This window comes from Azospirillum sp. TSO35-2 (assembly GCF_003116095.1).
Classification (GTDB): domain Bacteria; phylum Pseudomonadota; class Alphaproteobacteria; order Azospirillales; family Azospirillaceae; genus Azospirillum.
The window spans coordinates 708783-726758 of sequence record NZ_LGRA01000021.1 but is presented as its reverse complement, the minus strand read 5'-3'; the positions used below and the strand labels follow the sequence as shown (position 1 = coordinate 726758).

The 17976-nt window shown below is 69.4% G+C and carries 14 protein-coding genes; 8 read left to right on the top strand and 6 right to left on the bottom strand.

Annotated features, from left to right (window positions below; genetic code table 11):
- Positions 1-840 precede the first annotated feature (840 nt).
- A complete protein-coding gene (ald, locus tag TSO352_RS19465) occupies positions 841-1968 on the bottom strand; it encodes an alanine dehydrogenase (RefSeq protein ID WP_109108925.1) in 1128 nt (375 codons plus the stop codon).
- A 179-nt stretch (positions 1969-2147) separates the two neighbouring features.
- On the opposite strand from ald, the gene TSO352_RS19460 reads away from it, so the two are divergent.
- On the top strand, positions 2148-2624 hold the full coding sequence (locus tag TSO352_RS19460; RefSeq protein WP_109108924.1) for an Lrp/AsnC family transcriptional regulator: 477 nt from the start codon (positions 2148-2150) through the stop codon (positions 2622-2624).
- A gap of 37 nt (positions 2625-2661) precedes the next feature.
- Here TSO352_RS19460 and TSO352_RS19455 read toward each other — a convergent pair whose 3' ends face one another.
- On the bottom strand, positions 2662-3063 hold the full coding sequence (locus TSO352_RS19455) for a 4-oxalocrotonate tautomerase family protein (protein WP_109108923.1): 402 nt from the start codon (positions 3061-3063) through the stop codon (positions 2662-2664).
- A gap of 95 nt (positions 3064-3158) precedes the next feature.
- Here TSO352_RS19455 and TSO352_RS19450 point away from each other — a divergent pair, with 95 nt between their 5' ends.
- Positions 3159-4022 carry a LysR substrate-binding domain-containing protein gene (locus TSO352_RS19450; protein ID WP_109108922.1) on the top strand — a complete coding sequence of 288 codons (864 nt, stop codon included), beginning with the start codon at positions 3159-3161 and terminating at the stop codon, positions 4020-4022.
- 123 nt (positions 4023-4145) lie between these two features.
- Here TSO352_RS19450 and TSO352_RS19445 read toward each other — a convergent pair whose 3' ends face one another.
- Positions 4146-5324: an acyl-CoA dehydrogenase gene (locus TSO352_RS19445; protein WP_109108921.1), complete on the bottom strand. Its 1179-nt coding sequence runs from the start codon at positions 5322-5324 to the stop codon at positions 4146-4148.
- A gap of 267 nt (positions 5325-5591) precedes the next feature.
- Between TSO352_RS19445 and TSO352_RS19440 the strand changes: the two genes are divergently transcribed.
- The 4 genes from TSO352_RS19440 to TSO352_RS19425 all read left to right on the top strand — a co-directional run bounded on the left by TSO352_RS19440 (position 5592) and on the right by TSO352_RS19425 (position 9656).
- A complete protein-coding gene (locus TSO352_RS19440; RefSeq protein WP_109108920.1) occupies positions 5592-7310 on the top strand; it encodes a VTT domain-containing protein in 1719 nt (572 codons plus the stop codon).
- Between the two features lie 109 nt (positions 7311-7419).
- Positions 7420-7719 (top strand): cupin domain-containing protein, encoded by a 300-nt coding sequence (locus tag TSO352_RS19435; protein ID WP_109108919.1) that lies wholly within the window; start codon positions 7420-7422, stop codon positions 7717-7719.
- Positions 7720-7756: 37 nt separating this feature from the next.
- Positions 7757-8413, top strand: a complete 657-nt coding sequence (locus tag TSO352_RS19430) for a DUF1345 domain-containing protein (protein WP_109108918.1) — start codon at positions 7757-7759, stop codon at positions 8411-8413.
- A 181-nt stretch (positions 8414-8594) separates the two neighbouring features.
- A complete protein-coding gene (locus tag TSO352_RS19425) occupies positions 8595-9656 on the top strand; it encodes a serine hydrolase domain-containing protein (protein WP_158284606.1) in 1062 nt (353 codons plus the stop codon).
- A 33-nt stretch (positions 9657-9689) separates the two neighbouring features.
- On the opposite strand, the gene TSO352_RS33580 is transcribed toward TSO352_RS19425, so the two are convergent.
- The 3 genes from TSO352_RS33580 to TSO352_RS19415 are packed head-to-tail and all read right to left on the bottom strand — an operon-like array spanning position 9690 to position 13208.
- The gene (locus TSO352_RS33580; RefSeq protein WP_199231662.1) at positions 9690-9854 is read right to left on the bottom strand and encodes a hypothetical protein; all 165 of its coding nucleotides are present in this window, start codon (positions 9852-9854) and stop codon (positions 9690-9692) included.
- Positions 9851-11005 (bottom strand): PepSY-associated TM helix domain-containing protein, encoded by a 1155-nt coding sequence (locus tag TSO352_RS19420; protein WP_109108916.1) that lies wholly within the window; start codon positions 11003-11005, stop codon positions 9851-9853. The genes TSO352_RS33580 and TSO352_RS19420 overlap by 4 nt, the downstream gene beginning before the upstream one ends.
- A 43-nt stretch (positions 11006-11048) precedes the next feature.
- Entirely contained in the window at positions 11049-13208 is a 2160-nt protein-coding gene (locus tag TSO352_RS19415; protein ID WP_247872266.1) for a TonB-dependent siderophore receptor, read from the bottom strand.
- A gap of 204 nt (positions 13209-13412) precedes the next feature.
- On the opposite strand from TSO352_RS19415, the gene TSO352_RS19410 reads away from it, so the two are divergent.
- On the top strand, positions 13413-14804 hold the full coding sequence (locus TSO352_RS19410) for an efflux RND transporter periplasmic adaptor subunit (protein WP_109108914.1): 1392 nt from the start codon (positions 13413-13415) through the stop codon (positions 14802-14804).
- Positions 14801-17971, top strand: a complete 3171-nt coding sequence (locus TSO352_RS19405) for a multidrug efflux RND transporter permease subunit (RefSeq protein WP_109108913.1) — start codon at positions 14801-14803, stop codon at positions 17969-17971. Before TSO352_RS19410 ends, TSO352_RS19405 begins: the two co-directional genes overlap by 4 nt.
- The last annotated feature ends 5 nt before the right edge of the window (positions 17972-17976 follow it).

The following is a 17976-nucleotide window of genomic DNA, read 5'->3' as shown; positions in this document are numbered from 1 at the left end:
CCGATCGCGATCAGGCCGTAGATCGCTCCAAGCGACAAGCCGTTGATCAATTGCTGTAGAAAATAGTCCATCAGGCTGGCTTCTCCCAGTCTCCCAGAACGCCGTCACCCACGGACCGCCTGTCGGCTGAGGGCGGTCCGCCCGATGACGCGCGCGGCATGAACGCGAAGGGCGTGAAGGCGAAGGGTTGAGCCGTGTGCGACGGCGGTGTTCCGATCCTGGATGAACGGGGGTGAACATCCAGGACCAAGGCAGGGGACGCTTGGAACCCCGCCGCCGCACCCGGTTCCTGCCGAAACCCCGCCGGACGGCTGTCCGGCGGGGCTTTGGTCAACCGCGGTGTAGGGGGTGGCGCAGAGGGGTCGGGAGGGTCCGTCCGCGGTGGACCGGCGTCGGACGACAATGCGTCGTCAGGAAACACGACAGGGTCGTCAGGGTGCGGCTGTGCACCCGAACGGCAGTCCGGCGATCGACCATACGAACGGTTCCCCCTTGCGCGGCACGGCCTGCGGCCGTGGCGTTCCCACCGGCATCGCTGCCGGGCGTGTTGTGGTGAAACGGCCGGATCGGACGGAGTGACCGTCCGGCCCAGCCCAGTCGGCGCAAGGCGCCGAGCCTTACCCTGTTCAAAACTGTTCTTAATCTTTAGCCCCGGCACTTAAGCACCGGTGGCGGATGTTACGCTTTTTCTTGCCACAGACAGGTAATGCAACTTGATCCGTACGCGCAACACTCTCTTTCCGGCGGGTGAAAAAAACAACAAATGTTCCGGGCCGCCGCATGGTTTCCAATGAAAATTTCCCCAGGACTGCTCCTGGAGAAATTTCATTCAGTTTCCAGTCAACAGCCATTCACAAGGGTTTTCGGGTCGGTGAAGGGTTGGCCCAGCGCCTCCGCCACCGCCGCGTGGGTCAGGCGTCCGGCCTGGACGTTCAGCCCGGCCATCAGGTGCGGATCCTCGGCCAGCGCGCGCGCCCAGCCCTTGCCGGCCAGCGCCTGGACGAACGGCAGGGTGGCGTGGTTCAGCGCCTCTGTCGAGGTGCGGGCGACCGCGCCCGGCATGTTGGCGACGCAGTAATGGACGACGCCGTCCACCACATAGGTCGGATCGGAATGGGTGGTGGCGTGGCTGGTCTCGAAACAGCCGCCCTGGTCGATGGCGACGTCGACCAGCACCGAACCGCGGCGCATGCGCGGCAATTGGTCGCGCCGCACCAGCTTGGGCGCCGCCGCGCCGGGGATCAGCACGGCGCCGACCACGAGATCGGACTCGATCACCAACCGGTCGAGCGCGTCGGTCGAGGCGTAGACCGTCTTCAGCCGCGGCCCATACAGGTCGTCGAGCTGGGCCAGCCGCGGCACCGAGCGGTCGGCGATGGTCACGTCGGCGCCCAGCCCCATCGCCATGCGGGCGGCGTTGGTGCCGACCACGCCGCCGCCGATCACCAGCACCTTGCCGGGCAGCACGCCGGGCACGCCGCCCAGCAGGATGCCGGAGCCGCCGTTGCTCTTCTGCAGGGCGACGGCGCCGACCTGGATCGCCATGCGGCCGGCGATCTCCGACATCGGCGCCAGCAGCGGCAGGCGGCCGGCGCGGTCGGTGACCGTCTCGTAGGCAATGGCGGTGCAGCCGCTGTCCATCAACAGATGCGCCTGCTCCGGATCGGGGGCGAGGTGGAGGTAGGTGAACAGCACCTGGCCGGGGCGCAGCCTGCGGCATTCCGCCGGCTGCGGCTCCTTCACCTTCACGATAAGGTCGACCTTGGCGAACACGTCTTCGGCGGAGTCGGCGATCTCGGCGCCCGCCGCGCGGTAGGCCTCGTCGGAAAAGCCGATGTCGGCCCCGGCGCCGGTCTGCACCAGCAGGGCATGGCCGTCCGCCGCCAGTTCGCGGACCGAGGCTGGCGTCAGGCCGACGCGGTACTCGTGGTTCTTGATTTCCTTGGGAACGCCGATGCGCGTGACCATGCAAGCCTCCTCGCTTCGCACCCCACCCCGGAACCTTTGAAACTATCGGTTGGGCGGATTGTCTCAACAAGGTCACTATACGGCCGGCCAGCGAGGTGAATCTCTGCAAAGCCTTGCATGAATCCCCCATTGTGTGGTGCTGCTTTCGCATGATCCACCACGTCTTCGAATAAAGTTGCATGCACGCCCTGGACGCCCTGGACCACAAGATCCTCCGCCTGCTGCGCAAGGACGGCCGGATGAGCAACGCCAAGCTGGCGGCGGAGGTCGGGCTGTCGCCGTCGGCCTGCCTGCGCCGCCTGCACATGCTGGAGCATTCGGGGGTGATCCGCGGCTACACCGCCATCATCGAGACGGCGGAGGAGGATCGGTCGGTCACCGTCATCGTCCAGATCACGCTGGAACGGCAGACCGACGATTTCCTGCGCCGTTTCGACGCCGCCGTCCGCCGTTGCCCGGAGGTGCGGGAATGCTACCTGCTGTCGGGCAGTTCCGACTATCTGCTGCGGGTGGTGGCGCAGGATCCGGCCGACTACGACCGCGTCTACAAGGACTCGCTGTCGCGCCTGCCGGGGGTGGTGCGCATCCAGTCGAGCTTCGCCATCCGCAGCGTGGTGCGCCCCGGCAGCCTGTGGCCGGCGGAGGAGCCGGCCTGAGCCGTTCCGCCGCCGGTCTTGTCGGGGACGGCCGTCTTCAGGACAGCGACGCCGCGATGTAGCGGTGTTCCTGCGTCCGGCCGCCGTAGCCGTAGGCATCGGCCGGCACCTCGTGCACCAGGGCGTAGCTTTCCTCGTGCAGCGGTCCCAGCACCGTTTCCATGAAGGCGAACAGGTCGTGCAGGTAGCGCGCCTTCTCGTCCTTCAGGTTGGTGCCGTCGACCACCTTGATGTCCAGCCAGAAACTGGCCTTGCCGTGGTCCTTCAGGCTCCTGCCGCCGACGATCCAGTGTTCGGGCGGGGTGTAGTCGACGGTCACGGCGGTGATCTCCGGCTTCTTGCGCAGCACGCCGGCGGTGATGCCGACGATGCCGTCGGCCAGCCGCGCCGTCAGCGCGGCCGAGGGGGTGGCGGACACCTTCACGGTGATGATGGGCATGGCAGCCTCCTCAGGGTTGGTCCCCAGAGGCTAGCGGTCACCGGTCCTTTAGAAAAACGGGTTTATCGGCATCTATGATGCAGCTATTCTGAAGCATGATTCGCAACCTCGACCTTGCCCAACTGCGCACCTTCCTGCTGATCGCGGAGGGACGGAGCTTCGCCGAGGCCGCCGAGCTGGTCGGGCGCTCGCCCTCGGCGGTCAGCCTGCACATCCAGAAGCTGGAGGAAGAACTGGGCGCCGCCATCCTGCGCCGCAACGCCCGTGGGGTGGAGCCGACGCTGGCCGGGGAGCGGCTGCTGGGCTACGCCCGCCGGCTGCTGGCGCTGAACGACGAGACGCTGTCGGCCTTCCGCCCGGCGGAGCGGCGGCCCTTGCGCGTCGGCGCCACCCAGGACATTGCCGAGGCCGCCCTGCCCGACCTGCTGCGCCGCTTCGCGCGCGACCATCCGGAGGTCGAGCTGACCCTGCGCATCGACCGCTCGCTGGCGGTGGTGGAGGCGGTGGAGACGGGCGCGCTCGACGTCGCCATCGCGCTGCACCGCGACACGCCGGCCAACCTCGGCACGCTGGCGGAGGAGCGGATGCTGTGGATCGGCGCGCCGCAATGGCGCTGGAGAATCGGGGAGCTGTCGGCCGACCGGCCGCTGCCGCTGGCGCTGTTCGAGCCGCCCTGCAGCTTCCGCACGGCGGCGCTGGACGCGCTGTCCGCCGCCGGCCGCCCGGCCCGCATCGCGGTGACCAGCCCCAGCCTTGCCGGATTGCGGGCGGCGGTGGAAGCCGGGGTCGGCTTGACGGTGCGGACCCGCCACAGCCTGGCCGGGCCGTCGCTGGTCGATGTCGGGGAGACGCTGGGGCTGCCGGACCTGCCGACCGCCGCCTTCTGCCTCTACGCCCGCCGCGACGAGCACCGGCCGGAGATGGCGGATTTCCTGGAGCTGTGCCGGCGGATCGGCTGAGAAAAAGGGCGCCGGCTGAGGAAAAAAGGGGGTGAGGGATGACCCGCGACTCCGCAACCACACCGAGTCCGGCGCCGGCCCTCACCCGTCCCGGCCCCTTGCGGGGCAGGGGTGCCGGTGGCGTTACGCGAAAGCCTGGATGCCGGTCTGCGCCCGGCCCAGGATCAGGGCGTGAACGTCGTGGGTGCCTTCGTAGGTGTTCACGGTTTCCAGGTTGACCATGTGGCGGATGACCTGGAACTCGTCGGAGATGCCGTTGCCGCCGTGCATGTCGCGGGCGACGCGGGCGATGTCGAGCGCCTTGCCGCAGTTGTTGCGCTTGATCAGCGACACCACCTCCGGCGACCAGCTGCCCTCGTCCATCATGCGGCCGACGCGCAAGGCAGCCTGAAGGCCCAGCGCGATCTCGGTCATCATGTCGGCCAGCTTCTTCTGCACCAGCTGGGTGGCGGCGAGCGGACGGCCGAACTGCTTGCGGTCCAGCGTGTACTGGCGGGCGGCGTGCCAGCAGAACTCCGCCGAGCCCAGGACGCCCCAGGCGATGCCGTAGCGCGCCTTGTTCAGGCAGCCGAACGGCCCGCCCAGGCCCGACGCGTTGGGCAGCAGGTTCTCGTCCGGCACGAAGGCCTCGTCGAGCACGATCTCGCCGGTGACCGAGGAGCGCAGCGACAGCTTGCCCTCGATCTTCGGGGTGGAGAAGCCCTTGGTGCCGCGTTCGACCACGAAGCCCTTGATCTTGTTGTCGTGGGCGTCCGACTTGGCCCAGACGACGGCGAGATCGGCGATGGGCGAGTTGGTGATCCACATCTTGGAGCCGGACAGCAGATAGCCGCCGTCAACCTTGGTGGCGCGGGTCTTCATGCCGCCGGGATCGGAGCCGTGGTCCGGCTCGGTCAGGCCGAAGCAGCCGACCAGCTCGCCGGTGGCGAGACGCGGCAGCCACTTCTTCTTCTGCTCCTCGTTGCCGTAGGAGAAGATCGGGTGCATCACCAGCGAGGACTGCACCGACATCGCCGAGCGGTAGCCGCTGTCCACCCGTTCCACCTCGCGGGCGACCAGGCCGTAGGCGACATGGCCGACGCCCGGCCCGCCATACTCCTCCGGAATGGTCGGGCCCAGCAGGCCCAGCGCGCCCATCTCGGTCATGATCTCGCGGTCGAACCGCTCCTCGCGGAAGGCGGAGATCACGCGGGGCTGCAAGCGGTCCTGGCAGTAGGCGCGGGCGCTGTCGCGGACCAGCTTCTCGTCCTCGGTCAACTGGTCTTCAAGGAGAAAGGCGTCGTCCCACTGCATGCTCTTCACGGTGCGTCTCCTGGATCGGTTCTTGGTGACGGTTGCTGGTGTTGGCGGCGGCGGTCGGGGCCACCGATTGAAGCCCACTGTGCCGTGCCGGCGCCATAGTCACAAACACATATTTGCGATCATGCCCATAACGAACCGATATGGGGAGGGGCAAATTGTCGCGACACCCCTCGGTTCCATAAAACTTTTAACGTGAAGCTTACCATTTCTCATGCAATTTTATCGGCGGCTCCGTGGCCGCCACCTTATCCAACGGACATCACACCCGTGTTTGCTGCATTGCAACCAATAACTGCCTTCGCCGGGTTCCCCCTGTTGTTTGGCCTTGCTTTGCTGACGTTGTTGCACGAGGACGTCGCGATTGCGGCGGGTGCCAGCCTCGTCAGCGTCGGCACCGTCAGCATAGGCGTCACCGCCCTGACGCTGCTGGCTGGGATTATTGTCGGGGACGTTTTCATTTATGTCCTCGGGCTGCTGTCGTTGCGCATAACCTGGATAAGGCGGCGGACCGAAGGGCCGATGCTTGACCGCTGCCGCGGGGCGTTGCGGCGAAATCTGCTGCCGACGCTGGTGACTTGCCGGCTGGTCCCCGGAGTCTTGTTTCCGACCTATTTCGCCTGCGGGGCGATGCGGGTGCCGTTCCTGCGCTTCACCATCATCACCCTGGTGACGGCGTCCGTGCATGTCGGTCTGCTGCTGACGCTGATGACCTCGTCGCTGGAGGCGGCGGCGATCCAGGTGCAGGCGATCGGCATCGCCGCGGTGCTGGTGCTGATGGCGCTGCGCACCCGCCGCGCCCAGACGGTGGCGGCGTCGCTGCTCGGCCGCATCCGTGGCCGCGTCGAGCCCCACCTGCCGGTGGAACTGCGCGACGCGCTGCGCCGCAACCCGACGCCGCGAGCCATCACCCTGCCCGGCCTGCCGGTGGTTCCGGCCGGCGCGCCGACCATCGGCTGGGCCGAGCGCATCCCGCCCCTGCTGTTCTACATCCCGCTGGTGGTGCAGTGGTTTGCCCTGGGCCTGCGTTACCGCAGCCTGACCCTGCCGACCGCCGCCAACCCGTCGATCGAGGCGGGCGGGCTGCTGGGCGAATCGAAGATCGCCTGCATGGACCTGATCGGGCCGGCGGCGCGGCGCTGGGCGGCGCGGTCGGTGTCGCTGACCAACCGGCCGTCGCTGACCGCGGCCGGGCTGGACGCGCTGGTGGCCGGGGCCGGCATCGCCTTCCCGCTGGTGGCCAAGCCCGACATCGGCTGGCGCGGCATCGGCGTGCGGCTGGTGCGCGACGCCGACGACCTGATGGCCTATCTCGGCGGCTTCCCCGCCGACGCCTGCCTGATCCTGCAGGAGCATGTCGAGTATGCCGGGGAGGCCGGGATCTTCTACGTCCGCAAGCCGGGGGAACGGCACGGGCGCATCTTCTCCATGACCTTCCGCTATTACCCGCATGTGGTGGGCGACGGCCGGTCCACCCTGCGCCAGCTGATCGCCGCCGACCCGCGCGCCTCCTGGAAGGCCGACCTGCACCACGAGGCGCTGGCCGACCGGCTGGACCGCGTGCCGCCGGCCGGCGAGACGGTGCGGCTGTCGCTGGTCGGCAGCAGCCGGGTCGGCGGCCTCTACAAGGACGCCTGCGGCCATGTCACGGCGACGCTGACCGCCCGCTTCGACGAGATCGCCGACACGATGCCCGGCTTCCATTTCGGCCGCTTCGACGTCCGCTTCGAGTCGGTCGAGCGGCTCGGCCTGGGCGAGGGCTTCCGCATCATCGAGGTCAACGGCGCCGGGGCCGAAGCCATCCACATGTGGGATCCGGAATTCCGGCTGGGCGACGCCTACACCACCCTGTTCCAGCAGCAGGCGCTGATGTTCGAGGTCGCCGACGCCAACCGGGCGCGCGGCGCCAAGCCGCTGACGGCGTGGGAGTTGGTGTGCTACCAGCGCCGCCAGCAGAACCTGCTGCCGCTCTACCCCGCCTCCAACTGAGGCGGGGGCCGGGCCGGCGTCGCGCCGTCTGGTGCCCGGAGGGGCGGCGTGCTACCTCAGGAGAACAGGCCGTTCCAAGGCGACCGGTTTCAAGAGGATGGGGTCGAGCATGACGACGCGCCCGCAAGCGGTTTCAGTGTCGCACGTGGAAAACGAACGCACCCGGGTCACCGAATGGCGTCTCGTGCCCGGGGCGGAAACCGGTGCCCATGTCCATGGCTACGATTACGTGATCGTCCCGGTTACGCCCGGCACCTTCCGCCTCGTCGACCCGTCGGGCGCCGAGCGGCTGTTCCCGCTGGAGCCGGGCCGCTCCTACTTCCGCAAGGCGGGGGTCAGCCACAACGTCATCAACGACGGCGATGCGGACATCGTCTTCGTCGAGGTCGAACTGCTCCAGGAAGGCTGATGCCCGCCGGCGTCGGCCGTTCGGCCTCGGGGGGCGCATGCGCCGGAGCCTGAACCATCTCCGCAGCCGCCCGTCGCTGCTGGGCGCGATCGCCGTGGCGCTGACGACCATCGCGCTGTCGCTGTCGCTGTCCTGGCTGCGGCCGACCACCGCCGCCCTGGTCGGCTGGGACCTGGGCGTCGCGACCTACATCCTGCTGGCCTCCCGGCTGATGAGCCGGGCGACGGTGACGTCGATGCGCCGCCGCGCCCGCGCGCTCGATCCCGGCAAGGGCGGCGTGCTGGTCGGGGCGGTGGCGGCCACGCTGGCGGCGCTGGCGGCGATCATCGCCGAGCTGGTGCTGACCAAGGGCTCCGCCCACGCCGGCTGGTCGGCGGTGCTGGCGGCGGTGACGGTGCTGCTGTCCTGGACCTTCCTGCATCTGTTCTTCGCCCAGCACTACGCCCACGACTATTGGCTCGACGACCGGCCGGCGGCGGAACGCTGCCTGGATTTCCCCGGCAACGACGCGCCGGAGTATCTCGAGTTCATCTATTTCAGCTTCACCATCGGCATGACCGCCCAGGTGTCGGACGTGACGACGCGCGGCGCCGGCATCCGCCGGCTGGTGACGCTCCACGCCGGGCTGTCCTTCCTGTTCAACACCGCGATCCTGGCGCTCGGGGTCAACCTCGCCGCCGGCCTTGTCGGCTGAGCCGTTCCGGCTGGTCGGCTGAGCCGTTCCGGCGATTTGCCGCTGGTCCCCGCTGGATTGCTTGCCCACCCTGGGCCGATCGGAACGGTGGGCAGGGGGGCAAGCGGTGGCAAAACGGCGGATCGGGGCGCTTGGGTCGGGGTGGCGCGGATGGGGCGCGCGGCTGTGGCTCGCGCTTGCCGTGCTGACCACCGCCGGTTTGACGGCGTGTCCGGCGGCGAGCGAGGCTGTTCCCGACCCCCGCCTCGACGCCGCGCTGGCCACCCTGTTGCAGCGCTATGACGTGCCGGGCGGCGTGCTGCTGCTGTCCGGGCCGAACGGCGTCGGGGTCGCGGCGGCCGGTCTGGCCGACCGGGCGCGGCAGCGGGCGGTGACGCCCGACACCCGGTTCCACATCGCCTCGACCGGCAAGATGATGACGGCGGTCGCGGTCCTGCAACTGGTGCAGGCCGGCACCATCCGGCTGGACGACCCGGTGGTGCCGCTGATCGCCCTTCCCGCCGCCGGCCGGCTCGCCCACCTCGACAGCGCGACGGTGGCGGACCTGCTGAGCCACCGCTCCGGCATTCCCGATTGCCTGCGCAACGCCGGGGCCACCAGCGCCCGCCACCCCAACCCGTCCTGGACGGTGGTGGAGGCGCTGACCGTGGCGCCCTGCGGCGCGCCGACCCAGCCGGGGATCTACCACTACTCCAACACCAACTACATGCTGCTGGGCCGGATCCTGGAGCGGGTGGACGGCACGTCGCTGGCCGCGTCGCTGGAACGGCGCATCTTCCGCCCGGCCGGCATGACCGCGACCACGCTCGGCGCCAGCCCCGAGGCGCCGGACGTCGCCCACGGCTACCGCGCGCCGAAGCCGGACGGCAGCCGGGCCGACGCCAGCCTCTACGCCTATTCCAGCCCGCTGGGCGACGCGCCGGTGACGACGACGGTGGGCGACCTCGACCGTTTCATGACCGCGCTGTTCCGCCGTCCGGGGCTGCTGCTCGATCCCGCCACGCTGCGGGAGATGCTGGTCGACCGTGCCGGCGAGGCCGACGACGGCTATGGCTACGGCATCATGGTGGAGGACAGCGACTTCGGCCCGAAATACGGCCATCCCGGCCGTCTGGCCGGCTTCCGGGCCGAAGCCTGGTACTACCCGGACCGCGACGTCGCGGTGTCGTTGATCCTGAACGGCGACGAGAACACCGACGACGACGTCGGCCTGATGCTGGCGCGCCAACTGCTGGCGCCCTGATCCCTGCGCAAAGGGGGGGTGCGGCAAGCCCCCTCACCCCGGCCATTGCCGCCAGAGCTTCACGGCACAGACCGCCAGCGGCACCGACAGCGCGGCCCAGCAGGTCCAGTCCCAGACTCCGTCGCCCAGGATGGCCGCGGCCAGCCCGACGAAGGACAGCGCCGCCAGGGCGGCGGGAATGCGCCAGACGCCGGTCATGCCTTGCTCCCCAGCTTGCCTTGGGCGTTGCCGCGCCCGGCCGCGGAGCCCGCCGGCGCCGTGCGGGCGCGCGGGCGTTTCAGCCAGACGACGAAGCCGGTGACGGTCACCACGCCGGTGACGATGGTGAACAGCGCCCAGATGATCTGCAGCGGCAGGCCGCCGTAATCGCCGAAATGGAACGGCCCCGACAGCATCAGCACCGTCATGTACCAGGGCGTGCCGGCCGTCTCCGCCACCACGCCGGTTTCGGCATCGACCAGCGCGACGCTGAGCAGCCGCTGGGTCAGTTCGGTGTGGCCGCGCACCATCACGCCGAAATGGCGGCTGCCGGCGTATTCGTTGCCGGGATAGGCGATGAAGGCCAGATCCTTGCCGGGAAAGGCGGCCAGCCCGGCCGCGGCCACCCGGTCGATCGCCACCGCGCTGCCCGTCATCGGTTCCGGATGGCGGGCGGTCAGGGCGGCCAGCTCGGTCTTCTGCCAATAGCCGGTGATCAGCGGCGAGAAGGACAGGATGGCGCCGGTCAGCCCGACGACGAAGGCCCACACCAGCGTCGCCACGCCGAACAGGTTGTGCAGGTCGATGTTGCCGATGCGGGTGCCGCGGCCGAAGCGCAGGACCCCGAAGGCCAGCTTCTTCATGAAGGGGCCGTAGACCACCAGCCCACTGACCGTGCTGACCACGAACAGCAGCCCCATGACGCCGACGAACATCTGGCCGGCGAAACCGGTGAACAGGTCGACATGCAGCTTCAGCAGGAAGCCGGTCAGCGTCTCTTCCGGCTGCTTCAGCATCTGGTTGGCCCCGGTGAAGCCGTTCAGCACCACCCAGCGGCCCAGATCGAAGCCGCGCTCCTCCGGCGGGCCGAGATAGATGTAGTTGACCGCCTTGTCCTCCGCATCGAAGGACAGCAGCCTGGGCACCAGCGCGGGGTCGGCCTGCCGCGCGATGTCCACCAGCGACTGGAGGGGCAGGCGGGCCTGCCCCTCGGTGTGGCTGCTGTCGAGATCCTCCCCCATCATGTGCTGGATCTCGTGGTGGAACACCAGGATCAGCCCGGTGACGCAGAGGATCAGCAGGTTTGCCGAGCAGATCAGGCTGGTCCAGCGATGGACGAGGCGCCAGCCCCGCAGGCTCGCAGGCGTCATGACGGCTTCCTTCGGCAGTGGGGGAGGAGGGACGGCACGAAACTTACCAGCGGTAGCGCAGGCCCGCGGTCACCGTCCGCTGGTAGCCATAGGCGCACCATTCGCCGTAATAGCAGGAGGCGACATACTCCTTGTTGAACAGGTTCTTGCCGTTGATCGAGACCTCCGCCCCCTGCAGCTTGGACGACAGGGCGCCGAGGTCGTAGGACACGGTGGCGTCGACCAGCGTGAAGGACGGCACCTTGAAGGTGTTCGCCGTGTTCACCGTGGTGCCGGTGTAGCGCACGCCGGCACCGACGCCGAGGCCGGTCAGCGGGGTGCCTTCCGGCATGCGGTACATCGCCCAGGCCGACGCCTGGTGGTGCGGCACCGCCGGCAGGCGCTTGCCCTGCAGGCCGTCGTTGTCCTTGGTGTATGTGGTGTCGAGGTAGGTGTAGGTGCCGATCAGGTCGAGGTCCTTGGTCACGCCGACCTTGGCCTCCAGCTCGACGCCGCGCGACCGCGCCTCGCCGCTCTGGACCGAGAAGCCGGGATGGGCGGGGTCGCTGGTGACGAGGTTGCTGCGGGTCAGGTCGAACAGCGCCGCGGTGAACAGGCTGTTCAGGCCCGGCGGCTGGTACTTCACGCCGACCTCGTACTGGGTCCCCTCCTCCGGCTTGAAGGGCGTGCCGGAGAAATCGACGCCGCTGCTGGGCGTGAAGGATTCGGCGTAGCTGATGTAGGGCGCGATGCCGTTCTCGAAGACATAGGTCAGGCCGGCGCGGCCGGTCCAGGCCTGATCGGACTGGGTGCTGCTGCCGAACGCGGTGGTCGAGGTGGTCTTGGCCCAGTCGCGGCGCCCGGCGACCGTCAGGATGAAGCCGTCCAGCTTCAGCTGGTCCTGCAGATAGACGCCGGTCTGGCGGCCGTCGATGTCGGTCCGGCTGGTGGCGGGGGGCGTGATGGCGACGCCGTAGACCGGGTTGAAGACGTCGATCGACGGCGCCAGCCCGAAGCCGGCGGCGTAATGGCCGTTGAGCCGCTGGTGATCGACGCCCGCCAGCACGGTGTGCCCGACCGGGCCGGTGGAGAAGCGCCCCTCGATCTGGTTGTCGAAGGTGTAGGCGTTCATTTCCTCCCGCGAGGTGGCGATGCCGCGGTAGAGGGTGCGGTAGTCGGCCGCGAGGCCGTTGGCGTAGAGGCTGTCGTAGGCGACCTTGGTGTGCAGCCAGCGCCCGTTCAGCCGGACGGTCCAGACGTCGCTCAGCTTCTTGTCGAAGGCGTAGCCGAGCGAGGCCTGACGGCGGTCGAACTTTTCGTAATTCGGGTCGCCGTCATAGAAATCGACCGGAATCCGGCCCAGCGGGTTGGCCAGCACCGTGCCCTGCGGCGGGATGCCGCCATAGGAGTTGCCCTTCGGGTCGTGCTGGTAGAGGCCCAGCAGGGTCAGGCTGGTCTCGGCGTCCGGCTTCCAGGTGAAGGAGGGGGCGACGGCGATGCGCTCGTTCTCCGTCATCCGGATCTGGCCGTCCTCGCTGAGGCCGACGGCGGTCAGGCGGTAGAGGAACTTGCCGTCCTTGTCGATCGGGCCGGAGACATCGGCGGTGCCGCGCCAATGGTTGTCGGTGCCGTATTCGATCCCGACCTCGTTCTGCGCGGTGGCGGTCGGGCGCTTGCTGACCTGGTTGAGCAGGCCGCCGGCCGGCGACTGGCCGTAGAGCACGGAGGTCGGGCCCTTCAGCACCTCCACCCGTTCCAGCAGATAGGGATCGACCTGCGGGGCGGCGTAGTAGAGCGACCGGAGCTTCAGCCCGTTCAGGTAGGTGTCGGCGTCGAAGCCGCGGACCTTGAGCTGGTCGTAACGGGTCGCCACCGCGCCGCGCGTCTCGGGCGTCACGCCGGCGGTGTAGCGCACCACCTGGTTCAGCGTCTGGGCGTTCTGGTCGCGGATCTGGTCGCCGGGGATGACGGAGATCGACTGCGGTGCCTCGATCAGCGGGGTGTCGGTCTTGGTGCCGGTCGCCTGCTGGTTGGCGACATAGCCCGTCACCGGCGTCAGCGCCGTCTCGCCCTGCCCGGTCACCGTCACCGCCGGCATCTGCACGGTCGAACCGGTGTCGGCGCTCTGGGCGCCGGCCATGGCCGGCACCATCAGGCCGGTCAGCACCAGCGCGCCGAACGCCGTCCCCCGCGACAGCCCGTTGCCCTCAACTCGTTTCTGCACCTGATCGCCCCCATAGCGAATGAGAATCATTCGTAATTGGTCGCCCTGATAATGCAAATGATTTTCAGTTTCAATGCCTATCGGCGTATGTCCGAAAGAAAATCGTCGCGGCGCCCCGACGAATCCGCCGCCACCGCCCGTACCAAGGGCGGACACAAGACAAAGGGCGGCGACAGCGCCGTTCCCACGAGCGTCGGGACAGCCATGAAGATTCGTTGGAAGCCGGTCGTCACCGGTGTGGTTCTCGCCGGGCTGGTCGGCGGCGTCGGCTATGCGGTGCGCGACCGGCTGACGACACCCGCCGTGACCGCCGGCCGGCCGGCCGGGGCACCTCCCGGACCGCCGCCGGGGCCGGGGGCCGGGCGCAACAGCGTGGTGGCGGTGCAGGCCGGGATCGTGGCGCGCGAGGACGTGCCGATCTGGTTCGACGGCATCGGCACCGTCCAGGCCTTCAACAGCGTGACCGTGCGCGCCCGCGTCGACGGCGAGTTGCAGCGCGTGCCCTTGCAGGAGGGGCAATTGGTCAAGGCCGGCGACCTGCTGGCGACCATCGATTCGCGGCCGCTCCAGGCCCAGCTCGCCCAGGCCCAGGCGAAGAAGGCGCAGGACGAGGCGCAGCTCGCCAACGCCCGGCGCGACCTGGAGCGCAACATGAACCTGAAGGAGTTCGCCTCCCGCCAGACGGTCGACACCCAGCGCGCGCTGGTCGCCCAGTACGAGGCGCAGATCCGCGCCGACGAGGCGGCGATCGAGGCGGTGCAGGTCCAGTTGAACTACACCACCATCACCGCGCCGATCAGCGGCCGCATCGGCCTGCGCAACATCGACCAGGGCAACGTGGTGCGCGCCAGCGACCAGAACGGCATCGCCACCATCACGCAAATCCAGCCGATCGCCGTCCTCTTCACCCTGCCGGAAAAGCAGCTCCCCGCCATCCTGGCGGCGCAGGCGCAAGGCGCGGTGACGGTGGAGGCGCAGGACCGCGAGGGCCGCCGCGTCATCGACACCGGCCGCCTGTCGGTGGTCGACAACCTGATCGACAGCGGCACCGGCACCATCCGCCTGAAGGCCGAGATGCCGAACAGCCCGCAGAAGCTGTGGCCCGGCCAGTTCGTCAACGTCCGCCTGCTGTCCGCCATCCGCCGCGGCGCCACCACGGTCCCGGCCACGGTGGTCCAGCGCGGGCCGCAGGGCACCTACGCCTATGTCCTGAAGGACGACCTGACGGTGGAGCAGCGCCCGATCAAGGTCGCCCGCCAGGAGGAGAACAAGGCGATCATCGACGAGGGGCTGACCCCCGGCGAGCGGGTGGTGGTCGACGGCCAGTACCGCCTGCAACCCGGTTCCAAGGTGCGGATCGTCGATCCGTCCGCCGCCGCGCCATCCGCCGGCATGCCATCGCCCCAGGCCTCCGCCCCGGCGACCGTGGCCCCGGCGGGCGCTCCGCCGGAGAACGTCGCCCGCGAGGAGCGGCGGCGCGAGCGCATGCAGCGCGACGGCGCCCGGCCGGACGGTGAGCGCGGCGGCGACACTCCCGACACGGCGGCGCCCCGCCGTCCGCCGGCCACCCAGCCCGCCGACGGGCAGCGCTCATGAACATCTCCGCCCCCTTCATCCTGCGGCCGGTCGCCACCGGGCTGCTGATGGCGGCGGTGGTGCTGCTGGGCCTGCTGGGCTACGGCGCGCTGCCGATCTCCTCGCTGCCGACGGTCGATTTCCCGACGGTGCGCATCACCACCCAATTGCCGGGGGCGGCGCCCGAGGTGATGGCCTCGTCGGTCACCGCGCCGCTGGAACGCCAGCTCGGCCAGATCGCCGGCATCTCCTCGATGATCTCGACCAGCTCGTTCGGGCTGTCGGTCATCACCCTGCAGTTCGACCTCAGCCGCAACATCGACGCTGCCTCGCAGGACGTGCAGTCGGCGATCAGCGCCGCCTCGGGCAGCCTGCCCAAGGGGCTGCCGAATCCGCCGGTCTACGACAAGGTCAACCCGGCCGACACGCCGATCATGGTGCTGGCGCTGAGTTCGGAGTCCCTGCGGCTGGAAACCGTCAGCGACGCCGCCGACACGCTGCTGGCGCAGAAGCTGAGCCAGGTCGACGGCGTCGGCTATGTCGGGATCGAAGGGGGCTTGCGGCCTGCCGTGCGGGTGCAGGTCAACCCGGCGGCGGTCGCCGGGCTGGGGCTGACGCTGGAGGATGTGCGGACCACCATCACCCAGGCCAACGTCAACGCGCCCAAGGGCAGCTTCGACGGGCCGCGCCAGTCCTGGTCGATCGGCGTCAACGACCAGATCGAGAACGCCGCCGCCTACCGCCCGATCATCGTCACCTACAAGAACGGCGGCCCGGTGCGGCTGACCGACATCGGCACCGTCGTCGATTCGGTGGAGAACACCCGGCTCGCCGCCTGGCACGACGGCAAGCCGGCGGTGCTGCTGAACGTGCTGCGCCAGCCCGGCGCCAACATCATCGACACGGTCGACCACATCCGCAAGCTGCTGCCGTCGCTGCAAGCCGCGCTGCCGCCGCAGATCCACATGGCGGTGCTGACCGACCGGACGGCGACCATCCGCGCCTCGGTGATGGACGTGCAGAAGACGCTGGTGCTGACCGCCGGCCTGGTGGTGATGGTGATCTTCCTGTTCCTGCGCAAGGCGTGGGCGACGGTGATCCCGGCGGCGGCGCTGCCGCTGTCGCTGATCGGCACCTTCGGCATCATGGCGCTGTGCGGCTTCAGCCTGGACAATCTGTCGCTGATGGCGCTGACCATCGCGTCGGGCTTCGTCGTCGACGACGCGATCGTGATGATCGAGAACATCGTCCGCCACATCGAGAAGGGCGAGGCGCCGTTGCAGGCCGCCCTGAAGGGCGCGCGGCAGATCGGCTTCACCGTGGTGTCGCTGACCCTGTCGCTGATCGCGGTGTTCATCCCGCTGCTGTTCATGGGCGGCGTGGTCGGCCGGCTGTTCCGCGAGTTCGCCATCACCCTGTCGATCGCCGTGCTGGTGTCGGCGGTGATCTCGCTGACGCTGACGCCGATGATGTGCGCCCGCCTGCTGAAGCCGGAGGCGGAAACCCCGCCCAACCGCCTTTTCCGCTGGACCGAGCGCGGGTTCGATGCACTGCTGGCCGGCTACGCCGCCTCGCTGCGCGTCGTCCTGCGCCACCAGCCGGCGACGCTGGCGGTGACCATCGCCACGCTGGCGGCGACGCTGTGGCTGTACGACGTCGTGCCCAAGGGCTTCCTGCCGCAACAGGACACCGGCGTCATCATCGGGGTGACCGACGCCGCCCCGGCCATCTCGGTCAAGGCGATGGCCGACCGCCAGCGCGAGGTCGCCGACATCGTCCGCCGCGACCCCGACGTGGCCGGCGTGGCCAGCTTCGTCGGCACCGGCACGGTCAACGCCACCACCAACACCGGCAGCCTGACCATCGCCCTGAAACCGCGGGAGGAGCGCACATCCTCGGCGGAGGAGATCATCACCCGTCTGCGCGCGGCGACCTCCGACCTCAAGGGCGTGTCGCTGTTCATGCAGGCGGTGCAGGACGTCCAGATCGACAGCCGGGTCAGCCGCACCCAGTACCAGTATGTCCTGCAGGACGCCGACCCGCAGGAGCTGGAGCGCTGGACCCCGCGCCTGCTCGACGCGCTCCGCGCCCGGCCGGAGCTGACCGACGTCGCGACCGACCAGCAGCCGGACGGGTTGCAGGTGTTCCTGACCATCGACCGCGACGCGGCGAGCCGCCTGCATGTGCTGCCGCAGGCGATCGACGACACCCTGTACGACGCCTTCGGCCAGCGCCAGGTGTCGACCATCTACACCCAGACCAACCAATACCGCGTGATCCTGGAGGTCGAGCCGTCCTTCCAGATGGACCCGGCCTCGCTGTCGAAGATCTACGTGAAGGGCAGCGGCGGCATCGTCGTGCCGCTGGGCGCCCTGGTGACGGTGGAGCGCCGGACCGCGCCGCTGGTCATCACCCACCAGGGCCAGTTCCCGTCGGTCACCCTGTCCTTCAACGTGGCGCCCGGCGTGTCGCTGGGCGACGCGGTGACGGCGATCCAGCAGGCCCGCGCCACCATCGGCATGCCCGACACCGCCACCGCGCGGTTCGCCGGCACGGCGGCGGAGTTCCGCCAGTCGCTGCAGACCCAGCCCTGGCTGATCCTGTCGGCGGTGGTCGCGGTCTACATCGTGCTGGGCGTGCTGTACGAGAGCACCATCCACCCGGTCACCATCCTGTCGACCCTGCCGTCGGCCGGCATCGGCGCCCTGCTGGCGCTGATGGCGACCGGGCACGATCTGTCGCTGATCGCGCTGATCGGCATCGTCCTGTTGATCGGCATCGTCAAGAAGAACGCCATCATGATGATCGACTTCGCCCTGGAGGCGGAGCGTCACCAGGGCATGGCGCCCGAACGCTCGATCTACGAGGCGTCGCTGCTGCGCTTCCGCCCGATCATGATGACGACGATGGCGGCGCTGCTGGGCGCCCTGCCGCTGGCGCTGGAGCATGGCACCGGGTCGGAGCTGCGCCGGCCGATGGGCATCGCCATCGTCGGCGGGCTGCTGCTGAGCCAGGTGCTGACGCTCTACACCACGCCGGTGGTCTATCTCTACATGGATCGGCTGGGCGACCGGCTGGGCCGTCTGCTGCGGCCGGGGCGGCGGAAGGCGGCGGGCGCTCCGGACGAGGGCGGGCCGGCGGCCGGGCAGTCGGACGGGCACGCCCCCGGCCGGGCGGCGGCGGAGTAGGCGGC

Bases quoted from the DNA above. Each gene is read 5' to 3' on its own strand.
- TSO352_RS33580 (WP_199231662.1), bottom strand. From the start codon at position 9,854: ATGACCGGCGTCTGGCGCATTCCCGCCGCCCTGGCGGCGCTGTCCTTC.
- TSO352_RS19460 (WP_109108924.1), top strand. From the start codon at position 2,148: ATGCACGCCCTGGACGCCCTGGACCACAAGATCCTCCGCCTGCTGCGC.
- ald (WP_109108925.1), bottom strand. From the start codon at position 1,968: ATGGTCACGCGCATCGGCGTTCCCAAGGAAATCAAGAACCACGAGTAC.
- TSO352_RS19455 (WP_109108923.1), bottom strand. From the start codon at position 3,063: ATGCCCATCATCACCGTGAAGGTGTCCGCCACCCCCTCGGCCGCGCTG.
- TSO352_RS19435 (WP_109108919.1), top strand. From the start codon at position 7,420: ATGACGACGCGCCCGCAAGCGGTTTCAGTGTCGCACGTGGAAAACGAA.
- TSO352_RS19410 (WP_109108914.1), top strand. From the start codon at position 13,413: ATGAAGATTCGTTGGAAGCCGGTCGTCACCGGTGTGGTTCTCGCCGGG.
- TSO352_RS19450 (WP_109108922.1), top strand. From the start codon at position 3,159: ATGATTCGCAACCTCGACCTTGCCCAACTGCGCACCTTCCTGCTGATC.
- TSO352_RS19430 (WP_109108918.1), top strand. From the start codon at position 7,757: ATGCGCCGGAGCCTGAACCATCTCCGCAGCCGCCCGTCGCTGCTGGGC.
- TSO352_RS19405 (WP_109108913.1), top strand. From the start codon at position 14,801: ATGAACATCTCCGCCCCCTTCATCCTGCGGCCGGTCGCCACCGGGCTG.
- TSO352_RS19420 (WP_109108916.1), bottom strand. From the start codon at position 11,005: ATGACGCCTGCGAGCCTGCGGGGCTGGCGCCTCGTCCATCGCTGGACC.